Origin of the sequence: Pontiella desulfatans (assembly GCF_900890425.1) — a bacterium.
GTDB classification, from domain to species: domain Bacteria; phylum Verrucomicrobiota; class Kiritimatiellia; order Kiritimatiellales; family Pontiellaceae; genus Pontiella; species Pontiella desulfatans.
Window position 1 is genome coordinate 3565241 of record NZ_CAAHFG010000001.1, and the last position, 21326, is coordinate 3586566.

Genomic DNA, 21326 nt, shown 5'->3' on the forward strand with positions numbered 1-21326 from the left:
GACCCTTCATTCTATTCTCCATTTTCCCCTACAGCCACCGACGGGATCTCCGCTCATAAAACAGCTCTTAAATGTCAGCACCCGCCCCGAACGCACCTGGTGCGCCATCTTTGCGGAAATATCCCTTGAGCGGGAATCAATTCTGTTCTATTCCTCAAATGAATCAGAACAGTTGACCACGACAGGATCGGATAAACAACGATACACCATGACTGAAAAACGCATCACTCAAAAAGACCTTGCGCAACATCTGGGCGTCAACCGGTCCACGATTACACGGGCGCTGAAGAATGATCCTCAAATCAGCCCGGTCATGCGCCAAAAAGTGAAACGCCTGGCCAAAAAACTGGGCTATCATCTGGATCCCAACCTTTCGCAGCTCATGGCGCAGATCCAAACCAAGGATCCCTCTAAACAGATCCGCACGCTCGCGGTGTGGAATCCCATGGAACATCCGATATCCGAATCCGATACCCGCCTCAATTATGACTTCCGGGAAGTTTTCGCCGGCGCGAAGGAGCAGGCTTTGACCCTCGGCTATCAGCTCGAAGAATTCTGGCAGGGAACCTATACCCCGAAACGGCTGGCCAGCATCCTGCGCCATCGCAACGCGCAGGGTCTCCTCATGCTTCCATCGTATAAGACATACGAATTCGACTGCAACCTTCAGCGCCTTTCGGTGGTCTCTCTCGACTATTTCACAACGCACGCATTCCCGGTGCACCGCATCCTGCACGACACGCAATATGCGCTGGAGTTCACACTGCACAAAGCGCACGAACTCGGATTCAAAAACCCGGCACTCATTTGCCCGGCCACACCCTCCAAGCCCACGGCCGAAATCATACGAGGCACCTTCGAAAGCATATACACCCACTATAATTCACTCACCCGAAACCAAAAGTTCCCATACTTCATTGTCGATCCCGACGACTCAAGGCAGATAAAGAGAATGGTGCGTTCCATCGAAAAAATAAGACCGGACCACATCATCACCTACCACTGCCATACCTTGGAAAAAATGTTCGACAACCAACTGCCGGAGAATACGCCGGTCTTCGATTTTTCACTAAAAGAACCCCAAGATAAAGGTCCCGGCATTCGCCCCCCCTCTCGTGCCATCGGCGCCTGTGCCATTCGAAAAATCATCTCCATGATCCATACCGGCGAACGTGGCATCCCTGAATTCCCGGAAACAACCTACATTCGCGGAACGTGGGAAACGCCGTAGACAACCACCTTGAGTGTTGTCCCTTCCAACCCACAGTGAACGCTTGCAAACCTAAACACCACATCCCCGGCACAAAACAGTTAAAGGAAATCTCGATGAGAAAAATGAAAAATATAATAGTGCTGGCGGCGTTGGCGCTCTCCCTTATACCGGTTGGGTTGCAGGCAACCCAGCAACCGAACATTATCCTGTTTCTGGTCGATGATTGCAGTACGCATGAGCTGGGCTGTTATGGAAATACGATGATATCGACGCCGAATATCGATGCGTTGGCCGAGGGCGGTATTAAATTCAAGACCGCCTGGGCGACGCCGTTGTGTGTGAGCAGCCGTGCGGCCATCATGAGTGGTCAGTATGGTTTCCGCAACGGCGCCTACGGCAACTCATATATTGAAACCGAAACGTACGATGCCATGCCTCGGGAAAAAACGACTCTTTTCCGGGCGATGAAGGAATCCGGATATGCAACGTTTCACGGAGGCAAATGGCATCTGCCTACCTCTCCGGCGGATCCGGACTGGGGCGTGGATGAATATTTTCTGTACGGCTCACTGATCGGCGGTGATGGATTGAAGAAGGAATGGATCCAGGAATATTCCGGCCCATGGTGGTATTGGTGGAACTCAAACAAATTTTCGCCGACCCATAAAAAACTGCACAGTCCATCAGCAACCTGGCATCCGATGGTGATTGAAAACAACCGTCTGCGATCGACGGAGGCCGATGATTTCGGCCCGGAAATGCTCGGGGATGCTGTCCTTGATTTTGCACAACGGAGTAACAACGCCGAAAAGCCGTTTTTTATCTATTATTCTGCCCACCTGACCCATTTTCCCTGGACGGAGATGAAAGCGCCGGGCAACCATGAGGTCGCGAAAACGGAGCCGGGCATGGTGTCCAATGTACGATATCTTGATACGGCAGTGGGCAGGCTGGTGAACGCGCTCAAAGCGATGGGTGAATACGAAAATACGGTCATCTTTTTCCTGGCAGATAATCCAACCTATGGAATCGGGAAAGGCGCCGCTTCGGAGATCGGTGCGCACGTACCTTTTATTGTAGCCGGGGGATCAAACTGGGTTAAATGGAATGGCGAGACCGGAAGTTTGACCGATTGCGTAGATCTGTATCCGACCTTGCTGGAGTTGGCCGGCCATCGGGCCTTGCCATCGCAAGTGCTGGATGGACAAAGTCTGGTTCCGTTGCTGGAGGGCGATCGTGCGCATAGCCGTGAGTGGATCTTCAGTTATGTATTGGGTTTTCATCGGATGATTCGTAATCGGGACTATTCGCTGGATGCCCAGGGACAGCTTTGGCGCTGCAATCCATCGGGGAACCCTTTCACGTTCGAAAAAATTGAGACGGCCGATGAGGCCAGCCGAAACGCCCGGATGATATTGGAATCCCGGTTGGAGCATCTGCCGATTCCCGATGAAGACCGGCTGAAAAAGAAGCCGAACGTGTATAAGCAGTATGTCGAAGCCAAGGATGGTCAGTTAACCTGGCGCCAGAAACAGGCGGATGAACTTTACCAAATCGGACTTCAACACCTTTTAAATCGGCCGGGACGACTGAAGTATGACCTTAAATAAAATGACGAACAGCAGGCAGAGAGAGAATGTCGTGTGAAATTGAGAGAACCCACACAGAAAAGAAGGGACACAAAATGAAGAATGCAATTTTAAAACCGACGATCCATCGAGCAGGTTCTGCAACCTTCGCCCTCCTCTCCCTCGCCTTTGCCGCCACGGCAAATATAAAACAGCCCAACATCGTCTTCGTCTTTTCCGACGATCACGCCACGCAGGCCGTCAGCGCCTACGGAGGGCGGCTGGCAGCCGTCGCCCCCACTCCCAACCTGGACCGAATCGCGGCCAACGGCATGCGCTTTAACCGGTGCATGGTCGGCAACTCCATCTGCGGTCCCAGCCGCGCCACCATCCTGACCGGGAAACACAGCCACATGAACGGATTCATGCGCAACGAAGCCTCGACCTTCGATGGTTCGCAGCAGACCTTTCCCAAACTGCTCCGCAGCGCCGGATATCAAACCGCCATCATCGGCAAATGGCACCTTGATAGCGAACCGACCGGTTTCGACCACTGGGAAATCCTGCCCGGACAGGGAGTCTACTACAAACCCGAGTTCCAGACCGCGACCGGAACCTACGAGGAACAGGGCTACGTGACCGACGTCATCACCGACAAAGCCATTCAATGGCTGGACCAGACGCGCGACCCCGACAAACCGTTTATCCTGATGGTGCAACACAAGGCCCCCCATCGCGAATGGTCGCCTTCCCTGAAATACCTCACCGAATTTGATGACGTTGAGATCCCGGAACCCGATACGTTATTCGACACCCTCGAAGGGCGCGGCAAGGCCGCCAAAGAACAGGACCAATCCCTCGACATCGCCATGCAGCTGGGGAAAGACCTTAAAATCTGGGAACACGATGTTTTCAATGAACTGGAGAAGCGGATTAAACGCCGACTGACTCCCGAACAGCTTGCAAAGTGGGACGCCGCTTACGGCCCGAAAAACAAAAAATTCATGGAAGCCAACCTGAAAGGCAAAGATCTGATCCGCTGGAAATACCAACGCTATTTGAAAGATTATCTGCGCTGCATTAAATCGGTTGATGATTCCGTCGGGCAGATTCAGCATCACCTGGAAAAAAGCGGTCTGCTCGAAAACACCGTCTTCATCTATTCATCCGACCAGGGCTTCTATCTGGGTGAACATGGCTGGTTCGACAAACGCTTCATGTACGATGAATCGTTCCGCACCCCCCTGCTCATCAGCTGGCCCGGAACAACCCGTCCCGGCAGCGTCAACTCCGACCTCGTGTCCAACCTCGACTTTGCCGAAACCTTCCTCGAAATCGCCGGCGTTAACATTCCGTCCGACATGCAGGGGCTGAGTCTCGTTCCGATCCTCAAAGGCCGCACGCCCAAAGACTGGCGCAACTCCGTCTATTACCACTACTACGAATATCCGGGCTGGCACATGGTGCATCGCCACGAAGGCGCATACGACGGGCGCTACAAACTGCTCAACTTCTACGACCTCGGCGAATGGGAGCTCTACGATCTGAAAACCGATCCCAACGAAATGACCAACGTCTACCAACGCCCCGAATATGCCGAAGTCGCCAAACAGATGCACCGCGAACTCGAAAAGCTGCGCGAACAATACAACGTGCCGGAAAATATTCCGCAGGATCTCACCAAAACAACACGCCGCTATTACACCGAAGATATGACAAAAAAAGCACAGGCCATCCGCGACGCCGACGGAGCCGTCCCGCTGGATGGCAAAAAATAAAAACGAATCTTCCAAACCTTGGAAAAAACCAACAGCTCATCGCACGTAGAGTTGCGCCCAAAGATACGCCTTCACCTCCGAGGTCTTAAGCGAATCCGCCCCAAAAGGTGTATTCCGGTTGATCATCCACGTTTCTCTGTAGATAAAGCGCCAGCTCACGCACATGGTAATCGCCCCACATACAGGCTTCACCATAGGCAATTTTGCTACCTTCGGGCTTATAGTCCCATCCGTTCGGCGCATGGTAGATGGAGTGCAGCAACAGGCCCTGATGTTCCGGATCACGACTGATGTACGGATCACCCAGCATGGTTTTGGACGCGGTCAGACCGGCCTGCCAATAGCGCTTACCGTCTTCGGTATCGAGGCCCAGATATTTACCCAGGCGCAGCAGTCCCTGTGCACCGATCGCGGCCGCCGAGCTGTCGACCGGCTCGTAGTCGTTGAACGGATCGGACGGACGGTTGAGGTAGTCGCCCAGCTTATGCAGCTTCGGCGCACCGCCGTCCCAATACGGAATCCCGTCGGTCGGCGTGTTTTCGATGAACCAGTCGCAAGTTGCTTTGGCCGCCTTCAGGAAAATGGCTTCCAATTCCTCGCGCCCGCCATAGGGTTCCAGCACGGAATCATCCAATGTAGCCAGAAACTCCAGCTCTTCCGGAAAACCAACCATCGCCCAAGCCAGACCGCGGGTCCACGTCGTAAATCCGCTGAAGCCCTGCTGCGAATTCGGGCAACGGAAATTACCGTCGTTCACATTAAAGACACTCTCATGCGCCGTGCGGCCCCACTCATCATAGGCATCGCGCCCTTCCCCATAGAAAACCGCATACTTTGCGGTCGCCTTCATGTGATCGAGTGCACGGCCCAGCAGGCTGATCTTCGCGTCGTTTTCGCCCATCAGTGAGTGACCGAGCTGATGCGCCACCATCAGAATGCGGCAGCTGCGGATGGTATCAACAAACAAAGAGTGCGGACCGTTAAAGCTGTAGATATAGCCGCCGTCGGGCAGGTCGGTCCAGCGACTGGCCTGAACCGCGCCGGACACCTTCAACGCCAGCTGGTAAAATTCACGTTCAAAGGCATCCTCGGGAATGCGGCCCTCGTTCATCAGACGCAGCAGGTTGCCGTAGGTGGAGAGATTATTGAAGCCGTGGTCATGCACCCCAACGTGACTGATGTGCGGTGCCATCTGTTCCACGGTCTGTTTTTTACCCAGCGCCAGAAACGATTCATCGCCGGTGGCGTCATACTGCAGGATGGAGGAGCCAAACTGAAAGCCCTGCGTCCAGTCGGTCCAGCCCTTCGGAATATATTTACCCTTCCAGGTAAAGACCGGAGCCCCCTGCGTGGTGCTGAACTCTTTTTCAATCAAACGAATCTTCTGACCGGACAGCTCCCAGAAGGTCGCCAGATCCGCATTCAGATCGTTTACCGTAATCTCTTTATTAATAATCATCCTAAAATTCCTTCTTCAGTCATGCGGGCCACCTCTTCTTGGGTGTACCCGATCTCCAGGGCCACGGCCTGGCTGTGCTCACCCAGGCGTGGCGGAAATGTCTTCAGCTGCGGCGGGGTCCCTTTCAGACGGATCGGGTTACCGAGCAGGCGCAGTTCGCCCACCTCTTCATCCTCCATCGAGACCACCATGTTGTTGTGCGCAATCTGCGGATCAGCGGCCGCATCTTCAAAGCTGTTGATCCGCGCACACAGCACGCCATTGGCTTCCAGTTCCACCATCCATTCCCCGGTGGTCTTCTCCACAAAGGATTTCGCGAGAATCGCGTTCAGCTCCCCGGTATTTTCAATCTGTAGCTCTTCCGTGCAGAACTGCGATTTTTCTGAGAGATCGCCCAATCCGAGCGCCGTCGAAATATCACGCAACGCGTTCTTTGAAAAGACCGGCGAGATTTCAATAAATCCGTCCTGCGTCCGGAAGGCTTTATTAATCGCCGCTTCCGTTCCACCAACAGCAGCCGGACGATCAATCTTGTCTGCATTGAGTCGCGCCGCCGCATCCCAGGCATGCGCATGAAACGCCACACTCAACAGATCCGTGGAGACATACTGCCCTTCGCCGCTTCTAAGGCGATGCACCAATGCGGTCAGGATACCGATCATCAGATTCAGCCCGGCCGGGTAGTCGATGCTGATACCGCCGGGAATCGGCGGTTTTTCTTCATCATAAAAAGTAAACCAGCCGCCCTCGGCGCGCGCCATCATGTCATGGCCGGCCCGGCCGCGTTCAGCATACGGTCCTGTATCGCCCCATCCGTTGGAGGTCGCATAAACCAGTCCGGGATTGATCGCCTTCAGGTCGTCATAGCCGAAGCCAAGCTTCTCCATCACGCCCTGGCGGAAGTTGTGCACGACCACGTCGGATGCCGCGACCAGCTTGCGGATCATCTCTTTGCCCGCTTCAGATTTCATATCTACGGTAATCGAGCGTTTATTGCGGTTCAGATTGGCAAACGGCAGCGAAACCTCTTTGATGAACGGGCCCCAGGAGCGGCTCCAGTCGCCGCTGCCCGGACGTTCCACCTTGATGACATCTGCGCCATAGTCCGCTAACAGCTGGGTGCCCACCGGCCCCTGATACACATGACTGAAATCAAGGATACGGATCCCCTCCAATGCGTTTTTTGCAATCATACCTTTTTTCCTTTTTTCGTAAGAAAGTCATGCAGGCGCTGCTTTGTATCAGGGTCCTGCAGACAACTGATGGAACGAAAGGCTTCCACTGCGGCATTTTCATCACGCGCCGCCCGTTCCTGCTGATTTAATATCGTTTTAAACTGGGTGAGCGAGTTGCTGTTATTCGCCGCAACCGCCGTCGAAAAGCGGCCCCGTTCTGCCTCGATCTCCTCTTTGCTTCCGACAAAGTCAACCAAGCCGATTTCGGCCGCCTTCGGCGCGTCAATCATGGCCCCGCTGTAATAGTAGTATTTAGCTTTGGCCACCCCGATGCGTCCGGCCAGGCGGCGCGTGCCACCCCAGCCGGGAATGAATCCAAGACCGGCTTCCGACTGCGCCAGTTTTGCCCCGTCCGCAGCAAAGATCAGGTCGCAGGCCATCGCCAGCTCCAGACCGCCGCCCATGGCATAGCCTTCTACCACCGCCACCACCGGCATCGACAGATCTTCCAGCATATTGAGCACACGATGTCCCTGCATCACCCACGGAACAATCGTCTCTTCATTGGTGTTCTGCAGCACATTCAGATTGGCGCCCACGCAGAAAAAACGTTCAGACATGCTGCGGACCCATACCATACGCGGTGCTTCCGCAGCCAGGCCCGCAATGGCCTGCTCCAGCTCGACCATCACCTCGCCGTCCAGTGTCAGCGGCTTGCCTTCCGGCGGCACCAGCAGCAGGGTGCCGATGCCGTTCTCAACTTCATACGTTACCTGTGTCTTATTCATTGACATGCTGCACTTCCTCTACGGCCGGTTTTTCCTGGCCCATAATGCGGTCCAGGCTGCCGAAGTTACCCAGCACGGTACCGGCCAGCGTTGCAATTAGCACGCCCGTCAGGGTCAGATTGCCGGCCTTCGTTTTCGGGGCTGGATCTTTAAAGTAAAAAACGCCCCACAGTGCATTCACGGCCACGCACAGGGAAGCCAGCGTATAGCCCGGTCCCGGTCCAATCGCGGCCACCATCAGCAGCATCCCGAAGAAACCGGCGCACCACAGTCCGCCGGAGCTCATCGCCCGTACGGTTGAGAGGGTATTTTCCAGTTTCGGCGACGTACGCGTCAGCGCCACCATGATGGAGGTACCGATCAGCATCCCGACGGCCAGCGGCAGGGCCGAGGCCCACGGAGAAATCTGCGCCAGCTCGCTGCTGGTCTCGGAAACATAGGCGGCCGGAATATAGAAGGTGCCCCACAGAATCCCGGCGCCCACCGCACCGAGCAAACCTTTGACTGCAGACTTGCCCTCTTCCTTCTCGCCGGCACCGCCGGCAAAAATAATCATGAAGATGCCGCCGATCATCACGATCAGCGAAACCAGTCCAACCCCCCACGTCAGCACCGAACAATCACGGAACTGCCCGAACAGCGTCAGACTCCAGATGAAGGATACCATGATATTCAGCGGCGCCCAGATCCCGAAAGCCTTGGCAATACCGATGTGATTGCAGCCGACAAACGCACAATAGGCACTCACCGCCCAGATCAGCCCGCCGATCACCGGCACCCAGGCAATGCCCGATGCCAGCTGCCCCATCTCACCGCGCAGCGCCACCACAATGGTTGCGATGATTGATGTCGCCAGCGCCACATAAAAGGTTTTCGCCTGCTCATTTGGAAACTTCACCTTCTCCGACGGCACCAGCCACGATCCCCAGGCCAACACACAAACCACAGCATAAACAAATCCTAATCCACCCATATCGTACTCTCCTTTGTTCCAGTTTCACAACCCGCACATGTACATTGTCAACAATCCAAAATTCTGAAAAAACACCGCTTTACGCAGTGAACATCAATAAATCAGCACGGCATTAACCTTTGTCTTCCCCTTCGCAACACGCGCGGTTCAACAAAGGTCAACGCTATCTCGCTGATTTACCACCAGGGCTGTCTTTTGCCGAGGCTGAACAGGACGCTCTTCTCTTCGGTATATTCCTCGACCGCGCGGCTGCCCAGTTCGCGTCCCAGACCGCTTTGTTTGTACCCACCAAACGACAGTTCCGGATGGCCTTCCAGCCAGGTGTTGACCCAGACCGTGCCGGCACGCAGCTCACGGGCCGCCTTCATCGACTGATTGTAATCATTCGTAAAGATCCCCGCCGACAGGCCGAAATCCGTTCCGTTGGCAATCGCAATCGCCTCATCCAGCGTTTTAAAGCGTACAATCGACAGCACCGGCCCGAAGACCTCTTCCGTCGCTACCGGAGAATCGGCCAGTACCTTGTCCAGAATGGTCACCTCAATAAAGCGTCCCTTTTCGGTCTCCACTTTATTACCGCCCATACATACGGTCGCCCCGGCTTCGCGGCCGGCCTGTACATACCCGAGGATCTTTGCTTCCTGCGCCTCGTTAATGATCGCGCCCAGCTTGGATGCGTCATTCAGCGGATCCGACACATCCAGCCCTTTCGCAAACTCGGTCAGCTTTTCAACAAAAGTGTCTGCAATGCCGTCCTGAACCAGGATACGGCTGCTGGCATTACAGCACTCGCCCATGTTAAAGAAGGCTCCCAGACGGGCCGCATCCACTACGGATTCGAGATCTGCGTCATCCATCACAATCATCGGGTTCTTACCCCCCAGCTCCAGGCAGACTTTTTTCAGGTTGCAGGCCGCGGTCGCCGCGATGGCCTTACCGACATTTGTAGAGCCAGTGAACGAAATCATCTCAATATCTTTATGCTCGCACAGGGTCTGCCCAACCGGGGCGCCGTAACCGGTCACCACGTTGAACACGCCATCTGGCACGCCGCACTCTTTCAGCACCTCTGCCAGCAGCAGCGTGGTTGCCGAGGTCAGTTCCGACGGTTTAATCACGGCGGAACAGCCGGCCGCCAGCGCATACGGCGCTTTCTGGCTGGCAATCAGCAGCGGGAAGTTCCACGGCGTAATCAGGCCGACCACACCGATCGGCTCACGCAGGGTCATCGATACCGTGCCCGCGCCCAACGTATTGCAGCTCTCACCATAGAGGTGACGGCAGAGGGCCGCGGCATGCTTCCAAAGGCCCGCCGCCCATTCCACTTCAAAACCGGCCTGGGTCAGCGGCTTGCCGCTTTCCAGCGTTTCCAGCATCGCGAGTTCTTCTTTACGTTCAACCAGCCGATCCGCTACGGCATACAATACGGCCGAACGTTCCGCCCCGGAAATACGGGACCAGACGCCAGATTCAAATGAAGCCTTTGCGGACTCTACCGCCCGGTTGACATCCCCGGCCGTTCCCTCCGGCACCCGTGTCACTTCACATTCATGCGCCGGACTGGTGCGGGTAATATAACGACCGCCCTCTGAAGCAACATATGCACCATCAATCCACAAATCAAATTGTCTTGCCTGTTCCGGAATACTCATCTCTAACTCCTTCCTGTCCATTATTGACCCTTACCTATTAAAAACAACATTCGGAGGTTGTTGCGCACAAATGAAAGCCGCAACACAACAAACAGCCGACAAAAGCCAGGCCGCACACCCCCGTTTACTCAAAAAATTCTTTCGATTCCACATCTCCGATATCCTTTCCATTAATTCATCATCGCACGTAGAGCTGCGCCCAAAGACAGGCATGAAGTCTCCGGGCCGACGGCCACTTCTCAGGTGTACCATCCGACAACTTCTCAATGCCCTCAATAATCCTCGTCAGCCAACGCCGCCCCCGCCAGGCGTGCAGGCTGTCCGGAGAAACCCGCCCAAAACGTTGAACAAATTCCGGCGAAACCATCAGCTGCACGCGCAAAAAATCCGCATTCACCTCCGAGGTCTTCAGCCAGTCCGACCAGTGCGTCAATTCACCCTGCAGCGGATCCCGTCCGAGCATTTCCAGAAAAGCGGCCCGAATCACGGCCTCGAGTTCCGCATCGCCATAGCCCACCGACCGAAAGCCGCGCATATTTCTCGGTTCCCATGCATTACGCGGTATACCGACCAGGTCCGATCCGGCAGGTTTAAATTCGGACTGAAGGACACTTGTACCCGCGGCGGACGGGGTATAAAGAAATGCGGCAGGCGGTACCGGCTTACGCCCATTAAATCCGTCGCCCAGCCCGGAGAAAACCGCCTCGCTACGATTGCTCACCACCGTAAACCGATCCACCCCATTCACAACATAGCCGTAGCCCATCGCGTTACCAGACAGACCATTTCCACGGACGGTTGCCCCGACCAGCGTCTTGCCAAGAAGACGTCCGTTCCAAGCCGCAGGTCCCATGGGAATCGCAACATGAATCCGCCCGCCGAACGCATCAATTAGATTGCGTTCAACCACGACGCCCGAATAATCATAGCGTTCAGCCTCAGGCGGACTCATCCGGTAATCGGAAAAAGGTTCATACAGCGCAATGCCCGCCAGCATCTCCCGCGAAACAGCGGCCACCACATTACTCTGAATCAGTGTTCCGGGAGCGCCTTGAATCATAATGCCCTGATCGGTCGCATCAATAATCAGATTATTGCGGATCAGGCTGTCCGGAGACGCCATTGAGATCCCGTCGCCCCAGCCATACGGCAGCTCATGCGGAGCGGTTCCATTCCCGCGCAGATCCGGACCGGAGCCGACAACGACATTGTCTGTGACTTGAATATCCCGTCCGCCTTCACGAACATGAATGGCACCCCACCCACCGGAACAGCGCGTATTCAACAAAATGCATCGACTCACGGTCTGCGCGACCGCACCAGGTCCACCCAAATCCACAAACGGTTTAGCCGGCAGCGTGCCTTTCTTCCGGTCAAATTGATCGCGATTCCCATCAAGTACCAACTTGCGAATCGAAATCTCCGACACCCCTTCGCCGGAAATGATGGTTCCCGCCAAACCGGGAGCCAGACGAAGACGTGCGTACTGCGACGGCAGCACATCGCCTGCGGTTTCAATCCGCTGCCCGGGCACCCGGAACCGCAGCGGAGCCGAGACTTCCCACTCGCTTCCGGGTTGCAGCAACAAATCCTCTCCGATATCAAGCCGGGCCTGCAGATCCGCCAACGGCACACCGGCCATAGCCACCGCCGCTCCCGCCAATAAAACACAGTAAGCCTGTCGAACCCGCTTCATCACTCGAAAATACGCTGCATGACTCATAATTTGACAACCCTCAGGTCCTGATGGTCAATCGCCATCATCGAAAAGCCTTCTATTTCGATTTGACGTCCATGGCCTCATTCTCAAGCCGCACGCCATCTTCTCCCAATCGCTCCAGATAGTCAGGGAGCAGCGAATCACCCGATTCGGTCATCCACTCCAGCAACCCCTTTCGAGCCGCCATCACCTGCTTCTGAACCTCCGGATGATCGATCAGGTTGTGATGCGCTCCGGGATCCCGTTCCCAGTCATAAAACTCCTCCAGAGAACGAATGAGAAAAGATTCATAACGAGCCTTCACTGCGGTATTGGTCTCCGCGGCAGCCTGCATCACAAGCATCGAAGGATCGCCGCCGGGCACCCCGGCGCCATAACGGCTTTTTTTAAGCCCATCCGGATCATACCAACCATTATAAATGTACCCGAAACGGCCATCAAAATAAGAGCGGGTCTGTTTCGAACGCGTATAGGTTCCCGGCACCTCGTGATCTGGACGCTGCACAAACCCGGCTTGATCCAGATACTCCAGAAAATCCGGTTGTTCCCGCAGCATACGCTTAACGTATCCGCCATAATTGATATCTTCATTTCGCAGCGACACAATGCCTTGGCGCCACTCATCCGGCGTCTCCCCGTTCATCAGCTGGACAAGTGAATACCCATCTGTTTTGGGAAATGAGGGCAAACCTGCCAGCTCCAGAATGGTCGGGGTTAAATCAATTAACGAGACCATATGCTCCGCATCGATTCCGGGACAAATCACCTCCGGCCAGCGCATCAAAAACGGAATCCGGTTGCTGCCGAGGAAGCAGTCGAATTTGGCATACGGCAGCGGCATCCCATTATCGGACACAAAAATAACCAGTGTGGAGCGCTCCAGGCCCGTCTCTTTCAGCACATTCAAGCACGCTCCCACCGTGTCATCCAACCGACGAAGCGATGATGCATACTTTGCCAGGTCCTCCCGGATCCCAGGCAGATCCGGCAGCGCCGACGGAACTATCACCTCTTCCGGCGCATAGATTCGCGACGGCTCCGGGATGTCGACCGGGATTCCCCCCCAGATATGCCCCGCCCATGGAATGGCGTCTCCGTGAAACGGACGGTGCGTATCGGCCGAATTGGCCACCATTAAGAATGACTTGTTCTGCCGGTCAGCCTCCTCAATCAGTCGGCGCAAGCCTTTAGCAAACGCCGCGGGATCCCGGCCAACCACCCCATCGGGATCGGTCAGCCCCAATTCCTCATTGGTATAGGTCCATCCGAAAGACTCCATCGGCTGCATATGGTGCACCTTATGAATATTGGCGGTCAGATACCCGTTCTCCGCCAGCGCCGCTGTAAGCGTTGGAACCCCCTCGGCGATCGGATAAAAACCACCGGATCCGTAATTCTGCGGATAGACCCCGGTCAGCATCGACTGCCGGGCCGGCTGACAAACCGATACCGGCGTAAAGCCCCGCTTAAAGGAAAGGCCCTCCTGAGCCAGCCGATCCAGATTGGGGGTCACATCCGGTGCCACACCGCCGGCGAATCCCGGGCTGTCATAGTTCACATCATCCGCAACAATCAGCAAGATGTTCGGCCGCAACGATGTCGTCCGCTTCACTTCCTGATTATCCTGGGACACACAGCCCGCAACGGCCAACAAACCGCATCCGGCCAGCAGTTGAAGTATTTTCTTTTTCATCACAATCCTCTGTTTTAACAGAACCCCTCGGCTCACTTCCAATGATGCATCATCCCTATTCACCGACTGAAAAAAGTGCTTTATTCGGAGACGGGCCCATGACAAAGGTCAACACACCACCCTCCATGATCTCCCAATGCTTGATGTGCGAACGCGTCAGATCCATTCCATTCAACATCACCTTTTGCACATACACATTGTGATCGCTGTTATTGATGGCCTTCACCGTAAAGGTTTTTCCATTCGGTAGTGCAAGCGACACCTCATCAAAAGCCGGACTTCCGAATTCATACTCCCCCGAAATCGGGTTCATTGGATAAAAGCCCATGGCGCTGAAGATATACCAGGCACTCATTTGTCCGCAGTCTTCATTCCCGCACACCCCGTCGGGGGCCGCCGTATAGAGCTCTTTCATAATCTGGCGCGCCAGTTTCTGTCCCCGCCAGGGTAATCCGGCGGCATTGTAGAGATAGGCCATGTGATGAGACGGCTCATTGCCGTGCGCATACTGCCCAATCACTCCGGACACGTCCGGAATGGTTCGTCCCTCTTCAAGCTCCACCTCCGTTGAAAAAACCAGATCCAAACGTTCCGCCAGTTTTTCGCCCGAGCCGTGAAGCGCAATCAACCCCTGCGGATCGTGTGGAACAAAATAGCTGTGCTGATACGCATTGCCCTCCGTGTAATCAGCCACGGCGCGGTCCCAGGTAGAAAAAAACGGGTCGAACGGCTCCCGAAAGTGGGAATTATCCGAGGAGCGCCCGCGCATGAACCCCGTCTCTTCATCGTAAAGCTTCCGATAGGCCTTGGAGTGGGCCCGATACGACTCCGCCAGTTCCGTTTTCCCGAGGTGCTCCGCCAGCTTGGCTACGCAATAATCATTGAAGGCAAGTTCCAGCGTCCGGGTCACACTCTCATGACCGATATCATACGGAACGTAGCCGTACTTGCGATATTCCACCAGACTGCGTCGAGAGTTGTTGACGGTTTGGTTCATCGACTTCACCACCGCGTCGAGTAGCTCTTCTCCATCAATCGCATGATATCCCTTCAGGTAGCTGTCCACCAGAATCGGAACCGAGTGCACACCGGTCATGCACCAGTTTTCAAGTCCCCAAAGCGTCCAAACCGGCAGCATTCCGGTCACCCGATAATGTTCCAGCATCGTTTTCTGCAGATCTTCCGTCAGCTGCGGTTCAATGATCGTATAAAGCGGGGTCGTCGCCCGAAACGTATCCCAGTTTGACAGGGTGGTGTAGTAGTTGAAATCCTTCTTCGTCACCTGGAGATCCGCGCCCCGATACTCTCCGTTCACATCCGAATGAAGCGTCGGTGCCATCATGGTGTGATACAGTGCGGTATAAAAAACCGTTTTATCTTCCTCGGTCTCCGCTTTTACAGAGAATACGGAAAGTTTTTTCCGCCACTTTTCCTCCGCAGCCTTCACAATCCCGTCAAAATCAAACTCGGGATTTTCAGCCTCCAGATTCAACATCGCGTTTTCAACGCTGACAGACGAGAGTCCAAATGCCACGTGAAGCGGCTCATCTCCCGAGTCAAAATCGAACTGCGCACGAACGGACACCGCCTCCACCGTGTCGCCCGCGGTTTCTGTACGCTCGCCGTAATCATAATAGCGGTGTCTCTTGACCGGCTCCGAGAATTTCATCACAAAAAACAGCCGCTGATCTGCAACCCATTTGCCGCTGAAACGGTAGCCAACGAACGTCGAATCATCGAGCTGCTCAATTCTCGTTTTCACTGGCACGTCGTGACGGATATGAAACTGCGTGTCGAGCAACAACTTGCGTTCCGCCGCATCCGGATAGGAAATACGATAAAGGGATGTGCGCTCGGTCGCCGCAATCTCCACCCGGGTAGCAGGATCCTTCAACTCCACCGCATAATAGCCGGGGCGCGCCGTTTCATCCGCATGTGAAAAATGGTTGAGCCACGGGCATGCCTCGGGTTTTTTGTCACATTGCGCACCGAGATCATAATCCTCGGTCACCGGCATGATGCATAGATCCAACAGGTCGCCCATGCCTGTTCCGGAAAGATGAGTTTGAGCGAACCCAATCATGAAATCATCCTGATAATGGTATCCAGAACACCAATCCCACTCATCGGTACCATTAACCGGCCCTGCCATGGCCATTCCATAGGGGACAGACGCCCCCAGAAACACGTGGCCGTGACCGCTGGTCCCAATCACCGGATCAACGCAGGAAAGCACATCCCGGCTCCCGCGGCAGCCCGTGGTCAACAAGACCGCACTCAAGGCGGCAGCGCTTAAAAGTCGTACGCACCGAAATATTTTCATCAGAATCACCTTTTATTAATTTAAGCGAAACACCATCGCTTCTTTTCTGTCCCTTAAACTCAGTTCATCTTATCGATAATGCCGGGCGTCGGAAGCCCGGCATCCAAGATGAACAGTTCGGCTCAATAACGCGCACCTAATGCCCGGCACCAACGTTGATAACCTTCTTCACATTCAGCGTCTGATAGATTTTCATCTGCTCAGCACTCAGCAAATCAGCCATAAACCGGTCCACTTTTTTCGGGGTCAGGTTGTCCTGCTGCATAAACTTCAGATAAGCCAGCACCTGCTCATCATTCAGATCCAGTGTGGTCAGAATTGGAAGGCGTTCCCGCTTCCGGTCGAGGTAGCTCTTGAGCTTCTCGGCCTCATACTCAGCCCCCATATCGGTCCCATAATCTTTATCCGGGGAAATGGACGGGACGGTGATCGGCTCGCGGTTATACCCGAACTCCACCTCGCCCCAGAGCTGCTTCACGAACTCCTCTTGATCATACCCCTTAAATTCATTCGCCTGATTCGGCGTATTCATATAGTAGGGTCCCGGATCGCCGGGACGAACCAGCGCCGCCGGCATCATGGCCGAACAGAACGGATCGAGCTCTTTCACCCGATAGGTCATATACCGCAGCCAGGCATTGCGTTCCTCTTTCGTGAGCGTATTGGAAAACCAGCGGATTTCCGTCAGGCCCCATGGGAACCAGCTGTCGAGATGCGGCACTCCGATTTCCATGTTCGGAACGCGCGTTGTATCCAGATGGGCCACCCACGGAAGATGTGGACTATCCCAGCCGCCCGGATGAAACCCGGCAGCCATCCGACCGAAGCCGGCATGAGAATGCCCTTTCACATACTCGCACTGCCACTTGGAGTCCGGAACCTCTCTCGGGGTACTGGCAAACCAGGCGAAATCACAAACCAGCTTGCCGTCAGAGACCGCCCCATTCATTCCATTACGATTCACACAATTGCCGGATGAAATCAGGATTTTTCCTTTGCGGGAAATCGGGTCGCAGTACGCCCGAATCCGCCGAACGGTATCCGCCAGAGCCCTTTTACCTTTATCTTTCTTGGTGGAACCGGACAGAATCCCGATATGAATCATATCCGCCCCGGCTTTGATCTGCTCACAAGAGGCGTAAAACAGCCACAACTGCGCCTCCTTTTTGCTCATATCGGGCAGGCCAAGATCATTGCGTGCATTATCCACCAGCACCGCTTCGGAAAAATTAAAGGTCCGTGGTTCCGCCGGAATCGGCAGGTCAAAGGCTTCAAACACATAATCCGGAATCGTGATCGTGGGGAGCACCCTGCGCGAAACCGTATCCAGAAAAGTCGCCCCGCCAACCAGCGTATCTGGATTAATCTCATTCATCCGGTCGCAGAACTGACGCACCTTCTGCAGGTACGCCTCGTCAAACTGGTCGACGTGGCCCCACATACCGACGGCCGCCAGTAGCATCCGCGGCTGTACATTGCCGAACATGCGGAAAATATCATCTTGAAACGGGCGCATATAAATCGCCTGACAAAACAGCGCCCGGTCTAAATGACTTTGCAACGCAAACCGACTGTACTCGTCGCCAAAAATGTCATAGCGCTCCTGTTCATAGACCTCCGCCAGCACAGGCGCACCGATCGCGCGATTATAGAGTCGCAACTCATCAAAAGAAATCGCGGCCGCACCGGCTGCGCCAAACTGAATCCGCGACGACCGAGCGACCGCATCCAGCGAGCCTCTCAATCTGCTATTCACATAAAGATCGGCCTGCGTTCCGGATAAAACAATCGCCACATGCGACCACTTCCCCGCCGTTAAGAAATAATCCGCATTCAGACGCGTCTTCGCGCTCCCCTTCTGCGCCTCCAGAACGAGGCCTTCATTGGAGTGTTGCAGCGCCCACGCGCCCTTGGAATCCGAGCAGATCACGACCTCGCCGGCGAGGTCATCTGTCTTCACCCAGAACGCGAACGACAGCGGCCCGGATTGCGCCGCATCGCCTACGGTGATCGGCGCACTCATTTTGGAAAAAGAGATACTCTGCCCCGCCACACTGTCAAAAAGCCCTTTCAGCTCCCCATCGCGAGGAACGGACAGCTTGCTGCCGCTCATCGCACTGGGGGTTTTCCCTCCAGCAAGAGACTCAAACCCGTAATGCGAAATAAGATGCTGTTCACTGCCCGCCAGAGCGGTCAGCCCCGCCGCAGATGCGACCAGACACAACGTAAATTTTCTTCCAAGATCTCTCATCGTTTTTCCTTTATGATATTTAAAAATCAGACATTCACTTACTGAAAGGCATACAGATAGCCGTCCGTGCACAACACATACGCCCGGCGACCTGAGATGGCCGGAATCGACTCCTGAAAAATCCCGCCAACCTTCGTGCGCCACAGAATTCGAGGACTCCCATCCGGATTGGGTTCCAGCGCCAGACAGGTCACAAAATGATCCGTCGAAGATCCGCAAATCACCGTCTCAGGCGTGCAGACCGAACCGGTCCAGCCGCCTGCACCGTCATAGTGCCAAAGCTCTTTACCGGTATGCGTATCCAAACAAAACAGCCGGGCGCCCATGGCGACCCCATCGTGATCAATCGTTGTGGAAGCAAATGTATAATCGCCCGAATGCGACGGGGTGGAATTCATGCGGGTGTGCCCGGTTTTCGTGCGCGGATCGACAAAGTTCCAGATCTTTTTTCCGGTGTTCGGATCAATCGCTGTCAGCGACTTTTGGGTTCGGGCAATAAAGCGACCCTTCCAGAGCGTTCCGGCGGCCGAATCGGGATACGGGCAGGAAAACACCCACTCCAGCGCGCCGGAAAATTTATTCAGTGCATAGTACCCGCCATCCCAGGATCCGGTATACACCTTATCCGCATCCACTGCGGGCGACGGATAGACCCCGCCATTGGTTTTATGCTCCCACAGTTCCTGACCGTTTCCGGCATCCAGCGCAATAATCCGGCCATCCACTGTTCCAGCAAACACACGGCCCTCATCCGGCATACTGGAGACCCAAACCCAGCCCGGGTGGCTCGTCCAAATCGGATCGCCGGTCCTGGCATCCACACAGAACATTTCGTCATTGCCGCCCTGCTGGCCGAAATAAACGCGCCCATCCTGCACCCCAGGTGCGCCGGAAACCTGCCCAGAGGTCTCAAAACGCCAAATCTCCTCCCCGCTGGCCGCATCCACGGCAAACACGAAGCGCGAGGGTGTCCCTGCATACACGATTCCGTCGCACACCGTAGGCGGACTCTGGAAATCGCCGCCGCCAGCCACCACGTCGGCCACCATCCGCTCCCCGTCTTCATACGAACACTCCAGCAGGCTGTGTTTCCACTGTAGTTGTCCGTTCTGCGGATTCAGCGAATAGAGAAACAGTTCGGACGAACTCACCAGGACGCCGCGCTCGCTGCCGCTCAAATCCGCGAAAATCTGATGCTCCCCGGCCGGCACGGACCACAGCGTCTGAACGGATGAGTCGTTGTATTGCATACAGTGGACCTGCCCGCTCAGCGTAGCCGCATAAACCTTGTCTTTCAGGACAAACGGCCTGGCTCGCACCCAGTCATCCGTCTCCGCCTTCCAGCACAGACGGCCGCTCTGCAGGTCCACGCAATAGAGCTCTTTTGTGGCCGAACCAATAAAGATTTTACCCTGCTCAATCATCGGGCTGGAAAACAGGTGAAATGCGCGCGGATTCCCCCGATTCAGGCGGGTGCTCCAGCGCAGTGCACCGCTCTCACGGTCAATTCCCAGCAGCATCCCGGTCTCTGTGGCAGCAATCAGCAGGTCTTCCGCCGCCGCAGGCGTGCAGCGAATCGGGCCGTTGGCCTGATACACCCATTTTACGCGCTGCTGACCATTCAGGTTCAGGGCATACAGCTTTCCCTCATCCGTCCCGGCAACCGCAAGGTCGCCATCGAGCAGAATATCACCGAACAGCTCGCCGACCCGCATCTCCCATCCGGTTCCGTCCGCCGTGTTTTTCACACAAACGGTATCCAGCATGCCGACCGTTGCCGGGCGCTTCGTTAAATCCAGGCGACTGCGGGGAAACGCAATCCACTCCTCATTGCCCGAAACCGGTGCGTAGCCCCGACGGTAATCAATGCGGTTGGCATCGGTCTGTTCCACCACCTCACCGCTGGCTTTATCGACATGGAAAATGTGCTTTGCCCGATCTGTAAAGACGATCTGACCGTCCGCCTGTTTCTCATATTCCCAGCTGCCGCTTGTCGCGCGGATCACCACTCGATCGTCCTGAATCACAGGTCGGGAGGCCGCTTTGGGCGTGGAATAAATCTGCAATCCGTCCTGCTCGGTCGTCCAGACCGGCTGCCCCGTCTGTTCATCCAGACAGTACAGCAGGGTGCGCAGCCCCGGCGATGCCACATACACGCGGCCGTCCTCCACAGCAGCAGCGGCGTACCACGCCAGACCGGCGGAAAACTTCCAGGCCACCTCGCCGATTACCGGCCCGGCATCCGGAGAAAATCCAGACTGGCTCCGCCCTCCGCCAAAAACAGGCCAATCCGTCTCAGATACATTCTCACTGAACGAATTCGGATCGCCCCTTACTTCGGAAATAAAATTCGGATGCTCCAGCAGCTCCTCCATTTGGGCATAGGCTTCATCAAGAACCGGGTAGTGCTCCGGCTTCACCGGCCCCCATTGAGACAGAATCAATCCCGCCTCATGAAGCGAACTCAGATCCATCCCGCGATGAATCATATGTCGAAACCAGGAAAACAGCACCGACTGGCGATGCATCGAATTCTCATCATTCGTCGGCACCCTCCGCATCTCCTGCCGAACCTGATCAATCGCATCAACCCCGGTGCTCAACTGTGCAAGCGAATGCGTATGCAAAAAAAGACTGCCCGCCAGAAAAATGAACCCGAATTTACTCATCAATCACTTCCTCCATACTATACGCAACTACCCTGCCACACATCTATTCGGCGGGCGCACACTT

The 21326-nt window shown here is 55.3% G+C and carries 13 protein-coding genes; 3 read left to right on the plus strand and 10 right to left on the minus strand.

The window, feature by feature from the left end:
- Window positions 1-208: 208 nt before the first annotated feature.
- The 3 genes from E9954_RS12510 to E9954_RS12520 all read left to right on the plus strand — a co-directional run bounded on the left by E9954_RS12510 (window position 209) and on the right by E9954_RS12520 (window position 4559).
- Window positions 209-1231 carry a LacI family DNA-binding transcriptional regulator gene (locus tag E9954_RS12510; RefSeq protein WP_136079502.1) on the plus strand — a complete coding sequence of 341 codons (1023 nt, stop codon included), beginning with the start codon at window positions 209-211 and terminating at the stop codon, window positions 1229-1231.
- 104 nt (window positions 1232-1335) lie between these two features.
- Entirely contained in the window at window positions 1336-2823 is a 1488-nt protein-coding gene (locus E9954_RS12515; RefSeq protein WP_168442207.1) for a sulfatase-like hydrolase/transferase, read from the plus strand.
- 74 nt (window positions 2824-2897) lie between these two features.
- Window positions 2898-4559, plus strand: coding sequence for a sulfatase family protein (locus E9954_RS12520; protein ID WP_136079504.1), 1662 nt, complete (start codon window positions 2898-2900; stop codon window positions 4557-4559).
- An 85-nt stretch (window positions 4560-4644) separates the two neighbouring features.
- On the opposite strand, the gene E9954_RS12525 is transcribed toward E9954_RS12520, so the two are convergent.
- From E9954_RS12525 to E9954_RS12570, 10 genes are all read right to left on the minus strand, one after another.
- The gene (locus tag E9954_RS12525) at window positions 4645-6018 is read right to left on the minus strand and encodes a glycoside hydrolase family 88 protein (protein WP_136079505.1); all 1374 of its coding nucleotides are present in this window, start codon (window positions 6016-6018) and stop codon (window positions 4645-4647) included.
- The gene (locus E9954_RS12530; protein WP_136079506.1) at window positions 6015-7211 is read right to left on the minus strand and encodes a CaiB/BaiF CoA transferase family protein; all 1197 of its coding nucleotides are present in this window, start codon (window positions 7209-7211) and stop codon (window positions 6015-6017) included. Before E9954_RS12530 ends, E9954_RS12525 begins: the two co-directional genes overlap by 4 nt.
- Window positions 7208-7981, minus strand: a complete 774-nt coding sequence (locus E9954_RS12535) for an enoyl-CoA hydratase/isomerase family protein (RefSeq protein WP_168442208.1) — start codon at window positions 7979-7981, stop codon at window positions 7208-7210. The genes E9954_RS12530 and E9954_RS12535 overlap by 4 nt, the downstream gene beginning before the upstream one ends.
- The gene (locus tag E9954_RS12540) at window positions 7974-8954 is read right to left on the minus strand and encodes a GRP family sugar transporter (RefSeq protein ID WP_136079508.1); all 981 of its coding nucleotides are present in this window, start codon (window positions 8952-8954) and stop codon (window positions 7974-7976) included. Before E9954_RS12540 ends, E9954_RS12535 begins: the two co-directional genes overlap by 8 nt.
- Before the next feature lie 176 nt (window positions 8955-9130).
- Window positions 9131-10606 (minus strand): aldehyde dehydrogenase family protein, encoded by a 1476-nt coding sequence (locus E9954_RS12545; RefSeq protein WP_222847165.1) that lies wholly within the window; start codon window positions 10604-10606, stop codon window positions 9131-9133.
- Window positions 10607-10784: 178 nt separating this feature from the next.
- Complete coding sequence (locus E9954_RS12550) at window positions 10785-12329, minus strand: right-handed parallel beta-helix repeat-containing protein (RefSeq protein ID WP_136079510.1); 1545 nt, start codon at window positions 12327-12329, stop codon at window positions 10785-10787.
- Window positions 12330-12381: 52 nt separating this feature from the next.
- On the minus strand, window positions 12382-14019 hold the full coding sequence (locus tag E9954_RS12555; RefSeq protein ID WP_136079511.1) for a sulfatase family protein: 1638 nt from the start codon (window positions 14017-14019) through the stop codon (window positions 12382-12384).
- 55 nt (window positions 14020-14074) lie between these two features.
- Complete coding sequence (locus E9954_RS12560) at window positions 14075-16342, minus strand: GH92 family glycosyl hydrolase (RefSeq protein WP_136079512.1); 2268 nt, start codon at window positions 16340-16342, stop codon at window positions 14075-14077.
- A 136-nt stretch (window positions 16343-16478) separates the two neighbouring features.
- Window positions 16479-18593: a LamG domain-containing protein gene (locus E9954_RS12565; protein ID WP_136079513.1), complete on the minus strand. Its 2115-nt coding sequence runs from the start codon at window positions 18591-18593 to the stop codon at window positions 16479-16481.
- A 38-nt stretch (window positions 18594-18631) separates the two neighbouring features.
- Window positions 18632-21262, minus strand: a complete 2631-nt coding sequence (locus E9954_RS12570) for an outer membrane protein assembly factor BamB family protein (RefSeq protein WP_136079514.1) — start codon at window positions 21260-21262, stop codon at window positions 18632-18634.
- Window positions 21263-21326: the final 64 nt, after the last annotated feature.

Coding starts and splice junctions, on each gene's coding strand:
- E9954_RS12540 (WP_136079508.1), bottom strand. CDS start 8,954: ATGGGTGGATTAGGATTTGTTTATGCTGTGGTTTGTGTGTTGGCCTGG.
- E9954_RS12510 (WP_136079502.1), top strand. CDS start 209: ATGACTGAAAAACGCATCACTCAAAAAGACCTTGCGCAACATCTGGGC.
- E9954_RS12520 (WP_136079504.1), top strand. CDS start 2,898: ATGAAGAATGCAATTTTAAAACCGACGATCCATCGAGCAGGTTCTGCA.
- E9954_RS12570 (WP_136079514.1), bottom strand. CDS start 21,262: ATGAGTAAATTCGGGTTCATTTTTCTGGCGGGCAGTCTTTTTTTGCAT.
- E9954_RS12535 (WP_168442208.1), bottom strand. CDS start 7,981: ATGAATAAGACACAGGTAACGTATGAAGTTGAGAACGGCATCGGCACC.
- E9954_RS12560 (WP_136079512.1), bottom strand. CDS start 16,342: ATGAAAATATTTCGGTGCGTACGACTTTTAAGCGCTGCCGCCTTGAGT.
- E9954_RS12565 (WP_136079513.1), bottom strand. CDS start 18,593: ATGAGAGATCTTGGAAGAAAATTTACGTTGTGTCTGGTCGCATCTGCG.
- E9954_RS12550 (WP_136079510.1), bottom strand. CDS start 12,329: ATGAGTCATGCAGCGTATTTTCGAGTGATGAAGCGGGTTCGACAGGCT.
- E9954_RS12545 (WP_222847165.1), bottom strand. CDS start 10,606: ATGAGTATTCCGGAACAGGCAAGACAATTTGATTTGTGGATTGATGGT.
- E9954_RS12525 (WP_136079505.1), bottom strand. CDS start 6,018: ATGATTATTAATAAAGAGATTACGGTAAACGATCTGAATGCGGATCTG.
- E9954_RS12555 (WP_136079511.1), bottom strand. CDS start 14,019: ATGAAAAAGAAAATACTTCAACTGCTGGCCGGATGCGGTTTGTTGGCC.
- E9954_RS12530 (WP_136079506.1), bottom strand. CDS start 7,211: ATGATTGCAAAAAACGCATTGGAGGGGATCCGTATCCTTGATTTCAGT.
- E9954_RS12515 (WP_168442207.1), top strand. CDS start 1,336: ATGAAAAATATAATAGTGCTGGCGGCGTTGGCGCTCTCCCTTATACCG.